Raw genomic sequence first — 12,976 nt, 5'->3', positions numbered from 1 at the left:
ATATATCGCACCGCGATATATAAAGCAACGATGCCGATGTGGGACGTCGCCGGTCGTGCCGCCCCCGGCTGCGTTGCGGGGGGCGGCGCGACCGATCAGTGGGCGGGTGGGTCAGCTGCGGGTGGACCACTGCTGGTTGCTGCCACCGTTGCAGGCCCAGAGGATGAGTTTGGTGCCGTTGGCGGTGGCGGCGCCATTGGCGTCGAGGCAGAGCCCGGACTGGACGCCGGTGATGGTGCCGTTGGAGTTGAGGTTCCACTGCTGGTTGGTGCCGCCGTGGCAGTCCCAGATGATGGCCTGGGTGCCGTTGGCGGTGCCCTGGCCGAAGGCGTCGAGGCACTTGTTGCCGTACACCTGGAGTTGTTTGCCGGCGGTGTAGGTCCAGCGCTGCGCGGTGCTGTTGCTGATGCAGTCCCAGAGCTGGACCTGGGTGCCGTTGGTGGTGGTGCCGTTCGGTACGTCGACGCAGCGCCCGGACTGGCCGCCCACGACCTGGGCGTTCTGTTGCGGGTTGCCGCCTCCGGCCGGTGCGTAGCCGGCGGCGTTGATGTTGGCCTGGACGGCGTTCTCGGTGGCGGCCGTCGGGTAGCCGGAGGTCAGTACGCCCTCGAAGAACGTGCCCCGGCCGGTGATGCTGTTGTCGCCGCCGATGCCGAGCAGGATGGCCCCTTCCTTCTTCATCGGGTGGTAGCCGTTGGGGCGTGGCCCGTCGAAGTAGGTCGTCAGGCTGCCCGACTGAGCGTTTCCGCCCCGGATCGCCCAGTGGTTCGGCTCGCCCTTGACCATGGCCGTGACGAAGCGGTGGTTGATGGACGCGATGTTGTTGTAGCCCGCGTTCACCCCGGAGAACAGCCCCCACTCCAGGTCGGCCATGATCCAGGGGCCGGCGCCCGCGCCGTAGCCCCACTGCTTGTTGGCGCCGAAGTAGACGGTCTCCATGATGGCGCGTTCGTCGGCCAGGTTGTTGGTCTGGGCGTTGCCGTAGTCGAAGCAGCACCACTGGTTGTAGTGCGTGCCGTCGACGACCGCGTAGATGCCCTCGGGCTGGTCGCCGGTGGCGACACCGTTGGTGTTGTTGTTGCGGTAGCCGGTGCCGGGGGCGATGTAGACGCCGTACGCCTTCTGGCCACCGACGGTGACCGGGGCCGCCTTCGCGTCGGCGAGGTTGTCCCAACCGCCGGGTGCGGGGCCGGCGAAGCCGCCGGGCGGTGCCTGGGTGAGCCGGTTGTTGCGGCCGGACTGGTCATAGATGATCGTGATGACGCAGCTGGTGCTGGCGCAGAACGAGTCCTGGGTGGCGGCGTTGGCGTAGCCCCCCTCGCTGAGTACGCCCACGTCGCGGGTGGTGTTGTCCGACGAGCGTCGGACCTGGTAGAGCGGGCCGTTGTAGGCGCCGTACAGCGCGCGGGTGGTGCTGTGCGCGGCCACGCAGGGTGTGCCGCCGGAGGCGTAGATGTCGCACGGGCCGGTGCCGGCGGCATGGGCGACGCCCGGGGTGTCCGAGACCACGTAGACGCCGGCGCTGACGACCACTGCCAGCAGGGTCCCGGCGGCGGCCATCAGGCGACCCAGTTTTCTCTTCACATTCATCGGATCCTTTCCGGTACGGGACGGGGTGCGGTGCGGAGATTGACGTCACACGTCATACCTGTGACATTAATAGTCGCCCATCTATGAGCGCTAGTTGGCACACGTTGGTTGTCGATCGATGAGCCTGAGGACGGATATGCTGGTCGGCGGTGCAAGGTGCGTCCCCGTGTCGGGGCAAGAATCGATTCGAGGGCGATTGATGAACATCGGGGAGATCGCCCGTCGGGCGGGGGTGTCCCGCAGCACCGTCTCCTACGTGCTCAGCGGGAAACGCAGCGTCTCGGAGGGGACCCGGCAACGCATCCAGTCGGTCATCGACGAGTTGAACTACCGGCCGAACGCCAGCGCCCGCGCGCTGAAGGAGGGGCGCACCCGCACCCTCGGGCTGGTCATCCCGCCGGCCAGCCAGCGATTGACAGACATGCAGCTGGGCTTCGTCGCCAGCGTCGTCGAGGCGGCCGCCCGCCACGACCTCGATGTGCTGCTGTCCCCCTCCGGTGGCGACCATGACCGGTCCTTCGAACGGATCGTGACCGGGCGTCGGGTGGACGGCGTGATCCTGATGGAGATCCGGTTGGCCGACGACCGGGTGACCCGGTTGACCACGGCCGGGCTGCCGTTCGTCACGATCGGCCGGACCGCCGAGCCGCACGGGATGAGCTGGATCGACATCGACTACGCCGGCCTGATCGCCCGGTGCGTGCAACACCTGGCCGATCTGGGGCACCGGCAGGTGGCCCTCGTGAACCGGTCGGCGGAGCTGGTGGCCGCCGGATACGGCCCCAGCCATCGCGCGCTGGCCGGCTTTCGTGCGGCGGCGCTGGAGCGGGGGCTGACCGGCGTGGAGGTCTGCAGCGGCGACGACACGGCCTCCGGCGAGGCGTGCATGGAGCAGCTGCTCGCCACGCACCCGGAGGTCACCGCGGTGGCCACCATCAACGAGGCCGCACTGCCCGGGATGCAGCGCGCGCTGACCGGCGCCGGGTTGTCGGTGCCCCGCGACTTCTCCGTCACCGGCGTCGCCGCGCAGCACTGGGCGGAGGACTTCCGCCCGCCGTTGACCGCCGCCGACGTGCCGATGGTCGAGATGGGCGCCGAGGCGGTGGCGCTCCTGCTGGAGATCATCGCGGCTCCCGGCGCCGTGCCACGACACCGCCTCTACAGCCCGCCCATCTCGTTGCGTTCCAGCACCGGGCCGGTCCGGGCCCGCTGATCCGACCCGGCTACCCGCCCCTGACCCGCCGTTGCTCCGCGGCGGCGGCGAGGATGAGATAGCTGCTCGCGGTCCAGGTGTACGCCCGGTCGCGCAGGCCGGTGCCGGTCTCGGCGTCGAAGTTCTCCGCGAAGCCGGACTTCTCACACAGGGCGAGGAAGCGTCGGCTGATGTCGTCGGCGATCCCGGTCTGCCCGGCCCGGCGCAGGCCGTCCTCGACCAGCACCGTGGACGGTGCCCAGATCGGGCCACGCCAGTAGCCGTCGGCCACGTAGTGGGCCGAATCCGTCGGCTCGGTGGCCAGCCCGTGCGTGGTCAGGTGGGTTTCGACGCCTCGCGCCAGCGCGGCGGCGACCGGGGCCGGCAGGTCGGCCCCCAGCGCGACGGGCATCAGGTCGAGCAGACTGCGGCTGGATCGCCGCTGCCCGGTACGGGGGTCACGCGCGCGGAAACGCTCACCGTCCCACAGGTCGCGCAGCATGGCAGCGTGGATCCGGTCGGCCTCCCGGGACCAGCGGGCGGCGGGCTCACCCAGCTCGGTGGCGAGGTCGGCGAGGCAGCGCAGCTGCGACACCAGGAACGCGGCGAGGTCGGCCGTCTCGAGGACCCGGTTGTCGTCGAAGGTGGTGGCGTTGTCCCAACCGCTGTCGTTGCCGTGGTGGTAGTGCGGCAGGTCGTGGCCGGGGGCCCGCCGCGCGTCGAGCCAGAACCCGGTCCAGCGCGCCAGCCGGTCGTAGGTCTGCGCCAGCGCCGCCCGATCCGGCGGCTCGGGAAGGCGTCGGCGCAGGTGACGCAGGGCCCAGCCGTGGATGGGGGGCTTGACGTAGTTGTGCAGGACCTCGGAGTGGGTGACCGAGTCGGGCAGGGCGCCGGTCTCGTCCTGGTGGTCGAAGGGCAGCTGGAACTGGTGCCAGGCCAGCTCCGGCTCGCCGGCCGCCAGGGCTATCGCGTTGAAGCAGTGGTCCCAGCTCCACACCTTGTCCATCCAGTGCTTGGACATCAGCACGGCCGGTCGGGTGACGAAACCCGCCGGAGCGACGGTGGCCGACCACAGGACGTACGCGGCCAGCTCGGCGGCCGGGGTCTGGGCACCACGCCAGGGCGCGATCGCGTCGACGAACGCGGTGAACTCCGCCATCCGGTCACGGCACAACCGCTCGAAGGCGACGGATCCGGCGTACGGGCGGCGCGCCGTGGCGTACTCCTCGATCGCGATCTCCCAGGGCTGGTCGCCCGGCAGGTCCACGGACCGGCCGGCGGTGCCGAGCGCCTGCGCGCCGTCGGTGCGCGACAGAGCGCCGGAGAGCACTGTGACCCGGTAGCGGCGACCGGTCTCGTACGAGGTGAACACGTGTGACCCGTCGACCGGGTCGGCGTACAGGTAGGTGCCGCTGAACGGGGTGAGGGTGTGCGCGGCGGCGGCCACCCGCAGGCCGAGCCGGTGGCCCCGGATCCGCAGGGTGTCCGGCCCGTCGTAGACGGCCTCGATCCGGCCGGTGCCGTTGTTCCAGGTCAGCACCGTGGGTGTGGCGACGACGGTGGTGCCGGCGACACTGGGGGCGAGCCGCAGGACGGGGTGCAGCCCGGTCTGGTGCGAGACCAGGTGCAGATCGTCGGCGTACGTCTTCTCGGCTACCACCGGGGAGATGTTGAACCAGGATCCTCGGTAGCTGAACGGGATGTCCTGGATTCCGAACTCCGGACCGGACGGGGCGACGGTCATGGGTGGCGGGTGCCTCTCTGTGGTGCGGGTGGTCGGTCCTCGACCGCCGCGGATGGTCAGTCCTTGACGGCGCCGGCGGTCACGCCCATCGAGACGTAGCGCTGGGCCAGGATCAGCAGTACGGCGGCGGGGATCGAGGCGACGACGGCGGTGGCCATGATGGCGTTCCACTGCTGGTTGTTGTTGCCGATGTAGTGGTAGATGCCGAGGGTGATCGGCTGGTGGTCGCCGCCTCCGGCCAGGGTCGAGGCGAAGATGAAGTCCGACCAGGACCACAGGAACGCGAAGAGCGACACCGTGACGATCGAGTTGCGGCTGACCGGCAGCACCACCGACCAGAAGGTCCGCAGTCGACCGGCGCCGTCGACCACTGCGGCCTGGAGCAGCTCGTCGGGGATGCCGGACATGAAGGCCGTGAAGATCAGGACGCCGAACGGCACCGCGAGCGTGGTGTCGGCCAGGATCAGGCCGGGCAGCGTGTTCAGGACGCCGAGGGTGAGGAAGATGGCGTAGAAGCCCATCGCCATGATGATTCCCGGGATCATCTGCGCGATCAGCAGCACGAAGCTCAGCGCCGGCCCGCCGGGTGGCCGCAGCTTCGCCAGGGCGTAGCCGGCGGGGGCGGCCAGTGCGACTGTCAGTGCCACGGTGCCGAGGCCGACCAGGAAGCTGGTGCCGAGGTACGGCAGTTGCTGGTCGAGCACCGCCCGGTAGCCGTCCAGGGTGCCGTTCGTGGGGAACAGGTGCGGGGGACTGGCCCGCATGTCCTGGTCCCGGGTGAAGGACACATTGATCATCCAGTAGACGGGGAAGAGCATCAGCCCGGTCAGCACCAGGCCGACGCCGGTCTTCCACCAGGCCCGAGGCGTCGAGGTGGTCATCGCAGCTGCTGCCTCCGCTCGATCCGGATGTAGACGAGGCCGGCGATCAGGGCCAGCACGATGAGCAGGTTCCCGATGGCCGCGCCCGGGCCGAACTCGGGCAGCAGGTTGCCGAAGCCGAGCCGGTACGACCAGGTGGCGAGCGTGGCGGAGGAGCCGGTCGGGCCACCCCTGGTCATGATCCAGATGATGTCGAAGACCTTCAGCGTGTAGATCAACCCCAGCAGGAGCGTGATCGCGGAGACGGGACGCAGCAGCGGGAAGGTGATCCCCCAGAACCGTTGCCACCCGGTCGCGCCGTCGAGCGCGGACGCCTCGTACATCTCCGCCGGGATCGCCTGGAGGCCGCTGTACAGCACCACCAGGTTGAACGGGATGCCGATCCAGACGTTCGCGATGACCACCGAGGTGAGCGACCAGCCCGGTGAGGTGAGCCAGTTGACCGGGTCGATCCCGACGACGCCGAGCGCCGCGTTGACCAGCCCCGAGTCGCTGTTGAGCAGCCACGACCAGGTCGACGCCGAGACGATCAGCGGCAACAGCCACGGTACGAGGATCAGCGCCCGCAGCGTGCGCGACAGCGGGAAGTGCTGGTGGAAGAAGAGGGCCAGGGCCATCCCGATGGTGAACTGGAAGGCGAGCGAGGCCGCGGTGAAGACCACCGTGTGCGTGAGCGTGGGCCAGAACGCCGGGTCGGTCAGGACCGTCCGGTAGTTGTCGAGGCCGGCGAACGGTGCCCCGCCCTGCACGAACGAGCGGACGGTGTACTCCCGCAGGCTCAACTCGACGTTGCGGTAGAGCGGGTAGGCGTAGAAGGCCGCCAGGTAGATGGTCACCGGGGCCAGGAAGCCCCAGGCCCACCATCGGTTGGGCCGGCGGGCCCGGGACGGGGGAGGCCCGGGTGGGGCGGTGCTCGCCGCCCCACCCTGGTCCCGTACGGCTGTGGAGGTCTCTGTCGTGGCGCGCATGGTGTCGGTTCGGATCGCTTACCTGGTCGAGGCGGCGGTCTGCGCGGCGGTCAGCGCCTCCTGTGGTGACTTCCCGCCGCTGAGGGCCGCCTGGACCGCCGTCCACAGGGATTCGGAGATCTTCGGGTACTTCGTACCGAGGTTGTCACCGGTGCGGCCCTTGGCTGCCCGGACCGCCTCCACCCAGACCTTGAGCTTCGGGTCCGCGGTCGCCTGTCGCTCCTGCACGGCGGCGACGGGTGCGACGTAGGAGAGCGTGGTGTCCGTGGTGAGGAGGTTGTCGGCGTTGGTCAGACAGGCGACGAGCTGCTGCGACGTCTGGTAACGACCGGTGTTCTTCTGCACCGGGATGGAGACGAACTCACCACCGGTGGGCGCCGGGGCCGGGCCGCCCGCGCTGGCCGGGACCGGGATGGTGCCGTACGCGAAGGGAAGCTTCTCCGCGTTCGCCAACTGCCAGGTGCCGTTCTCGGCGAACGCGTAGTCGCCGGTGGCGAACTCCTGCCAGCTGGTGGTCTGGGTGTTGTTGATGACGGAGTTGGGGGCGTGGCCCTGCTTGAGCCAGTCGGTCCAGAGCGTCAGCGCGGACACCGCCTGCGGCGAGTCCAGGCTGGTCAGTTGGGCCCCCGATCCCCAGAACCAGGGCAGGAACTGGAAGCTGCCCTCCTCGGTGCCGATCGCGGAGAAGGTGATGCCCTTCTTCCCCTTGGCCTTGACCTTGGTCAGGGCTGCGGTCAGCGACGTCCAGTCCGTGACGGTGGCGGGATCGACGCCGGCGGCGGTGAGCAGGTCCTTGTTGTAGTAGAGGGCGAGGGTGTTGGCCCCGATCGGCACCCCGTAGGTCTTGCCGTCGCTCTGGCCGGCGCCGAGCAGGTTCTTCTCCATGGCGGAGACGTCCAGCTTGTTGTCGTCGGTGGTGGTGAGCGCACCGGCCTCGGCCAGCGTCGAGATGACCGGGTTGTCGACGATCAGCACGTCCGGCGAGTTCCCCTGCTGGGCGGCGAGCAGCGCCTTGTTGGTCAGGTCGGTGGTGTCGTAGCCGGTTCGCTCGACCGTCACTCCGGCCGAGGTGCCGCACTTCTTGAGCAGCGCGACCCACTCGGAGTCGTCGGCGAACTGCGGATACGGGTCCCAGACGAGGTAGGCGCCCCCGTCGGAGGGGCCGTCGGTGGACGACGAGCAGGCACTGCCCGTCACTGCGGCGAGAGCTATCACGGCGACGGCGGCCAGGCGCCGCCGACGATTCAGTCCGGTCATCTGGTGCCTCACTTCAAATCGATCGTCAGGTGGGGTGTGTGGGTTGATCGTCGCGGGTTGGACCAGTCCAACCATGAGGCGAATCGATTCGACGAATCGGTTCGCCCGAAGATAGGTCTGGGCGTGGCCGGGGGTCAAGAGCCGGTCGGCCGGTCGAGGAGGATCGCAGGGCAACGTGGACGTCACCGCGCCGTCATCTCATTGACATCGTTCAGTTCGTGGTCCTACGATCCGTGCGAATCGATTCGCAAGCGCTGCCCTCCGGAGAGCGTCCCCCGCGCCCCACCAAGGAGCCGCCCGTGAAAACCCCGTCCCGCAGCAGGTCAGGACGAGCCCGCGTGTTCGCGGCCCGACTCGTCGTCGGCCTGCTCGCCGCCGCCGCCGTCACCGTCGTCGCGTCCCCCGCCCAGGCCGCCGACGAGTCGATCAGTGTCAACTTCTCCACCACCAGCGGTGCGCCGACCTACCGCGCGTCCGGCTGGATCTACGGCATGACCGAGAACGCCAGCGGCCCCGCCGACCACTTCTACCGGGACGTCAAGTTCCAGTACATGCGCGCCGGTGGCGCGCAGCTTCCGGGGAGTGGCTGGGTCGGCGGCACGTACGACCGTCGCTGGAACTCGACCCTCGCCCAGGCGCGCCGGACCACGTCCCTCGGCGGAAAGTTCATTATCCTGCCGCACGACCTGTGGGGCGCCGACGGTGCCGGAATCTCCCGATTCCCCGGTGACAACGGCAACTGGACCGACTACGACAACTTCCTGACCCGCCTGATCAGCGACGTACGGGCGTCCGGCCTGTCGGTGCAGTGGGACATCTGGAACGAACCCAACATCACCATCTTCTGGAACCGGCCGATCTCCCAGTACCTCGAACTCTGGCGTCGGACCTACCAGCGCATCCGGGCGGAGTTCCCCAGCCAGCTCATCGTCGGGCCGAGCTGCGCCTGCGTGCCGTCGACCACGCACGCCTTCTGGAACCAGTACCTGGACTTCGTGCGCTCGACCAACACGGTGCCGGACATCATCAGCTGGCACTCGCTGCCCGGTGACCCGGTCGCCAACGTCGCGGCCGCCAACGCCACCCTCGACCCGCGCGGCATCGCCCACCTGCGTCCGTACCAGATCAACGAGTACGGCGCGCCGGACGAGCAGAACCCGGCCGACGGCGCCTGGTACATCGCGCGTCTGGAGCGGGCCCGGGCCGACGGCCTGCGGGCGAACTGGGCCAGCGGCGGCAGCCTGCACAACGACCTCGGCAACCTGTTGATCCGCAACTCGGCCGGCCAGCACCAGCCCAAGGGGGAGTGGTGGAACTACCGCTACTACGCCTCGCAGGTCGGCGAGAACGTCGCGGTGACCCCCAGCCAGTCGTACGACGCGTACGGCACGAAGACGGCCGGGTCGGCGAAGGTCCTGCTCGGCGGTGGTCGTACCACCGGGAACCTGACCGTCAACCTGCAACGCCTGGACACCACCAGCGGCATCGTGCAGAACAACCAGGTCCGGGTCGTCACCCAACGCATCCCGCACAACGGCGGTGGCGCCGTGCCGGGGCCGGTCACGGTCTCGAACAGCGTGGTCACGGTCTCCAACAACAACGCGACGGTGACAGTGCCGTACACCAACCAGACCGACACCTACACCGTCACGCTGCTGCCCCCCTCGGACGGTGGCTTCCAGTCGGTGGCGGTGGCCCAACACTCCCAGCAGTGCCTGAACAACGCCGGGCTGAGCACCGCCGACGGCAACGTCCAGCAGCAGAACCACTGCGACGGGGGTGACCAGCAGCTGTGGAACTTCCGGCCGGTGGCCGGCGTGGCCAACACCTACACGGTGGTCAACCAGCAGAGCGGCAAGTGTCTCGACGTCAGCGGCGTGTCCACCGCCGACGGCGCGGCGGTGCACCAGTGGACCTGCCTGAACGGCCTCAACCAGCAGTTCACGCTGCGCAAGGTGACCTACGCCGGCAACGACTCGCACGACTACCAACTCATCGCCCGCCACAGTGGCAAGTGCGTCGATGTCAACGCGGTCTCCACGGCGGCCGGCGCGCAGGTGCACCAGTGGACCTGCCGGGCGGCCAACCAGGGCAGCCCGTTGAACCAGACGTGGCGGCTCCTGGGGCGGTAGGCGTCCCGGGAAATGGTGACGCGCTGGCCGTCGGTCCCCCGGCCAGCGCGTCACGTCGCATTGCATTCATTGACATAAATTCCACAAAGGTCATACGATTCGCTGCGAATCGATTCGCCGCCACCACTGACCTGGCGCATCGACAATCCCCCTCGCCTCCACGACTTCCGAGGAGCACCCCGTGCGAACCCCGTCCCCCATCGGGCCAGGAAAGGCCCGTGACCTCATCCCGAGACGTCGTCGCGCCCGACGGCTGACCGCCGTGGCGGGCGCTCTGGTCGGCGTTCTCGTCGGCATCGGCGCCACCCCGGGCGCCTCGTCGCCGTCCGCCGAGGCGGCCGCCGCGCCGCTGGCGGCCGCCATCCAACCGGGGCAGAGCACCCCCATCGTCGGCACCGCATCCGGCCGCTGCCTCGAAGTGCCCAACTCCAGCACCACCAACGGCACCCAGACGCAACTCTGGGACTGCAACGGCAGCGCCGGCCAGAGCTGGACCTGGACGTCGACAAAGCAACTCCAGGTGTACGGCAACAAGTGCCTGGACGCCTCCGGCCGGGGCACCACCAACGGCACCCAGGTGATCATCTGGGACTGCAACGGCCAGAACAACCAGCAGTGGAACGTCAACAGCAACGGCACCGTCACCGGCGTGCAGTCCGGGCTCTGCCTCGACGCCAACGGCGCGGCCACCGCCAACGGCACCAAAATCATCCTCTGGGCCTGCAACGGCGGCACCAACCAGCAGTGGGCCTCGCCGACCACCACCCCGCCGCCGACCAACCCGCCCACCGGCGCGCGCCCGTGCGACATCTACGCCTCCGGCGGCACCCCGTGCATCGCCGCGCACAGCACCACGCGAGCGCTCTACGAGGCGTACGCCGGCAACCTGTACCAGGTCCGACGCTCGTCGGACAACACGACCCGCAACATCGGGCTCACGGCAACCGGCGGCACCGCCAACGCGGCCACGCAGGACTCGTTCTGCGCCGGCACGACCTGCGTGATCACCGTGGTCTTCGACCAGTCCGGGCGTGGCAACGACCTCTGGTACCAGGGGTCGAGCGTGGTGCCGGGCTCGCCCCAGAGCAAGCCGGCGATCGCGACCTCGGAGTCGCTGACCGTGGGCGGCGCGAAGGCGTACTCGCTCTACATCAATCCCGGTAACAGCTACTGGCGCGACGGGCACCTCACCGGCGTGCCGACCGGCGCGGCTCCCGAGGGCATGTACATGGTGACCAGCGGGACCCACGTCAACAGCGGCTGCTGCTTCGACTACGGCAACAGCGAGACGACCAGGAAGGCCGACGCCGCCGGGGCGATGGACGCCATCAACTTCAGCAAGCAGTGCTGGTTCGGCGGCTGCTCCGGCAGCGGGCCCTGGGTGCAGGCGGACCTGGAGTGGGGCCTCTTCCCAGGTGGCAGCCAGGCCTGGAACCCGAACCAGCGTGCCTTCACCAGCAAGTTCGTGACCGCGACGTTGAAGAACAACGGCACGACCCGCTTCGCCATCAAGGGCAGCGACGCCCAGTCCGGCAGCCTCTACACACTGTACGACGGCTCGCTCCCGCCGGGATACAGCCCGATGAAGAAGCAGGGCGCGATCATCCTGGGCAGCGGCGGTGACTGCTGCAAGCCCGACGGCGGCGCGAACCTCAGCGCCGGCACCTTCTACGAGGGGGCCATGGTCGCCGGCTACCCGTCCGACGCGACCGAGAACGCGGTGCAGGCCAGCGTGGTGGGCGCCGGTTACCGCTGACCCGGTGACGCCGGAACGGGGGAGTGCGCCGGTCACCACGCGGTGGTGACCGGCGCACTGTCTCGTCGACGCCAGCCTGGTCTCAGGCGATGGCGCAGGACGCGCCGTTGAGGGTGAACGAGGACGGCCCGGCGTTGTTGCCGGTGTGGGTGGCCTGGAAGCCGATGGTCACCGAGCCGTTGGCGGGGATGCCGCCGTTGTAGGCGACGTTGCGGGCCGTCACCTGCCCGGAGTTGGGCGAGTAGGTGGCGTTCCAGCCCGAGGTGATGGTCTGCCCGCCCGGCAGGGTGAAGACCAGTGACCAGCCGTTGACGGCGCTGGTGCTGGTGTTCGTGATGGTGATGTTCTCGGTCAGGCCGTTGTTCCAGGCGTTGACGGCGACGCTCACCCGACAGGCGCCGTTGGCCGGCGGCGGCGTGGTGGGCGGCGGCGTGGTCGGGGGTGGCGTCGTCGGCGGCGGGGTGGTCGGCGGCGGCGTCGTGGGGTTGGTCAGGCCGAAGAACTGCAGGGCCGCGGCAGCCATTCCGCCGGAGGGCAGGCTGTGCCCGGCCCCCTGGATGCTGTACGCCTCAACCTGGACGGTGCCGTTGCTGTCGGCGTAGCGACGCCGGTTCCAGTTGGCCTGGGGCGTGTCGGTGGAGGTGGGTGTCTGGCTCAGCCCAAACACGTTGGTCCACTGCTCGATCGTCTCCTGCAGCAACGAGTACGGCACGAGCGTGTCGCTGGTGCCGTGCCACAGCTGCACGCGCGGGCGGGGCCCGGAGTAACCCGGGTACGCCTGGCGGACCGCGTCGCCCCACTGCTGCGGGGTCCGGTTCATGTTGCCGCCGGTGCACTGGCTGCTGCCGGGCGGGTAGTCCGCCGCGTTGGCGAAGCAGTTGAACGGCACGCCCATGAACGCGGCGCCGGCCTTGAACACGTCGGGGTAGAGCGCCAGCATGTGGTTCGTCATCATGCCGCCGGAGGAACTGCCGGTGGCGTAGACCCGGTCCCCGTCGGCCGCGTACTGCTGCTGCACGTACCGGATCATGGAGATGATCGACACCGGGTCGCTGCCGCCACCACGTCGCTTGGCGGCGTCCGACCAGGTGTCGAAGCAGTTGCCGAACCCGGCCTGCTGGGTGGCGGACGGGTAGATGACGATGTATCCGTAGCGGTCCGCGAGGCTGGCGAACTCGCTCCCGGAGTAGAAGCCGGGGCCGGATCCTCCGCAGCCGTGCATGGCCACCACGACCGCCGGGCGGGCCGGGCGGTTGTCCGGCACGTAGACGTGCATGCGCATCCGACCCGGGTTGTCACCGAAGCTGGTCACCTCGGTCAGCGACGCCGCGTACGCGGGTCGGAGCGCGGGGACCAGCAGGCCGGCTGTCAGCAGCGGCACGGCGAGGGCGAGCAGCAGTTTTCTCTTGATTCTCAACGGACGACTCCTTCGATTGCCGGTTCGGCTGGGATTGGT

General features: G+C 69.4%; 9 protein-coding genes. 3 read left to right on the top strand and 6 right to left on the bottom strand.

Annotated elements, in window-relative coordinates:
- Window positions 1-111: 111 nt before the first annotated feature.
- Window positions 112-1,590: an arabinofuranosidase catalytic domain-containing protein gene (locus KBX26_RS14890; RefSeq protein ID WP_210865651.1), complete on the bottom strand. Its 1,479-nt coding sequence runs from the start codon at window positions 1,588-1,590 to the stop codon at window positions 112-114.
- A gap of 199 nt (window positions 1,591-1,789) precedes the next feature.
- Between KBX26_RS14890 and KBX26_RS14885 the strand changes: the two genes are divergently transcribed.
- A complete protein-coding gene (locus KBX26_RS14885; protein ID WP_210857605.1) occupies window positions 1,790-2,803 on the top strand; it encodes a LacI family DNA-binding transcriptional regulator in 1,014 nt (337 codons plus the stop codon).
- A 10-nt stretch (window positions 2,804-2,813) separates the two neighbouring features.
- Here the strand turns inward: KBX26_RS14885 and KBX26_RS14880 are convergent, their stop codons facing one another.
- The 4 genes from KBX26_RS14880 to KBX26_RS14865 are packed head-to-tail and all read right to left on the bottom strand — an operon-like array spanning window position 2,814 to window position 7,632.
- Window positions 2,814-4,526 carry an amylo-alpha-1,6-glucosidase gene (locus tag KBX26_RS14880; RefSeq protein ID WP_210857606.1) on the bottom strand — a complete coding sequence of 571 codons (1,713 nt, stop codon included), beginning with the start codon at window positions 4,524-4,526 and terminating at the stop codon, window positions 2,814-2,816.
- A 56-nt stretch (window positions 4,527-4,582) separates the two neighbouring features.
- A complete protein-coding gene (locus KBX26_RS14875) occupies window positions 4,583-5,407 on the bottom strand; it encodes a carbohydrate ABC transporter permease (RefSeq protein ID WP_030333822.1) in 825 nt (274 codons plus the stop codon).
- The gene (locus KBX26_RS14870; protein ID WP_030333824.1) at window positions 5,404-6,375 is read right to left on the bottom strand and encodes a carbohydrate ABC transporter permease; all 972 of its coding nucleotides are present in this window, start codon (window positions 6,373-6,375) and stop codon (window positions 5,404-5,406) included. Before KBX26_RS14870 ends, KBX26_RS14875 begins: the two co-directional genes overlap by 4 nt.
- 18 nt (window positions 6,376-6,393) lie before the next feature.
- A complete protein-coding gene (locus KBX26_RS14865; protein ID WP_030333826.1) occupies window positions 6,394-7,632 on the bottom strand; it encodes a sugar ABC transporter substrate-binding protein in 1,239 nt (412 codons plus the stop codon).
- A gap of 299 nt (window positions 7,633-7,931) precedes the next feature.
- Here KBX26_RS14865 and KBX26_RS14860 point away from each other — a divergent pair, with 299 nt between their 5' ends.
- Window positions 7,932-9,764 carry an RICIN domain-containing protein gene (locus KBX26_RS14860; RefSeq protein WP_210865650.1) on the top strand — a complete coding sequence of 611 codons (1,833 nt, stop codon included), beginning with the start codon at window positions 7,932-7,934 and terminating at the stop codon, window positions 9,762-9,764.
- A gap of 181 nt (window positions 9,765-9,945) precedes the next feature.
- A complete protein-coding gene (locus KBX26_RS14855; RefSeq protein WP_209444577.1) occupies window positions 9,946-11,520 on the top strand; it encodes an arabinofuranosidase catalytic domain-containing protein in 1,575 nt (524 codons plus the stop codon).
- An 82-nt stretch (window positions 11,521-11,602) separates the two neighbouring features.
- Here the strand turns inward: KBX26_RS14855 and KBX26_RS14850 are convergent, their stop codons facing one another.
- Complete coding sequence (locus tag KBX26_RS14850) at window positions 11,603-12,937, bottom strand: PHB depolymerase family esterase (protein ID WP_210865649.1); 1,335 nt, start codon at window positions 12,935-12,937, stop codon at window positions 11,603-11,605.
- Window positions 12,938-12,976: the final 39 nt, after the last annotated feature.

It is taken from the genome of Micromonospora sp. C97, from assembly GCF_018070385.1.
Classification (GTDB): Bacteria; Actinomycetota; Actinomycetes; order Mycobacteriales; family Micromonosporaceae; genus Micromonospora; species Micromonospora parva.
Note: the sequence above shows the minus strand (reverse complement) of the source record. Positions and strands in the feature narration are given on the sequence as shown.

What these genes read in the sequence shown, in the direction of transcription:
- KBX26_RS14875 (WP_030333822.1), bottom strand. Translation starts at nt 5,407, where the DNA reads ATGACCACCTCGACGCCTCGGGCCTGGTGGAAGACCGGCGTCGGCCTG.
- KBX26_RS14865 (WP_030333826.1), bottom strand. Translation starts at nt 7,632, where the DNA reads ATGACCGGACTGAATCGTCGGCGGCGCCTGGCCGCCGTCGCCGTGATA.
- KBX26_RS14870 (WP_030333824.1), bottom strand. Translation starts at nt 6,375, where the DNA reads ATGCGCGCCACGACAGAGACCTCCACAGCCGTACGGGACCAGGGTGGG.
- KBX26_RS14880 (WP_210857606.1), bottom strand. Translation starts at nt 4,526, where the DNA reads ATGACCGTCGCCCCGTCCGGTCCGGAGTTCGGAATCCAGGACATCCCG.
- KBX26_RS14885 (WP_210857605.1), top strand. Translation starts at nt 1,790, where the DNA reads ATGAACATCGGGGAGATCGCCCGTCGGGCGGGGGTGTCCCGCAGCACC.
- KBX26_RS14890 (WP_210865651.1), bottom strand. Translation starts at nt 1,590, where the DNA reads ATGAATGTGAAGAGAAAACTGGGTCGCCTGATGGCCGCCGCCGGGACC.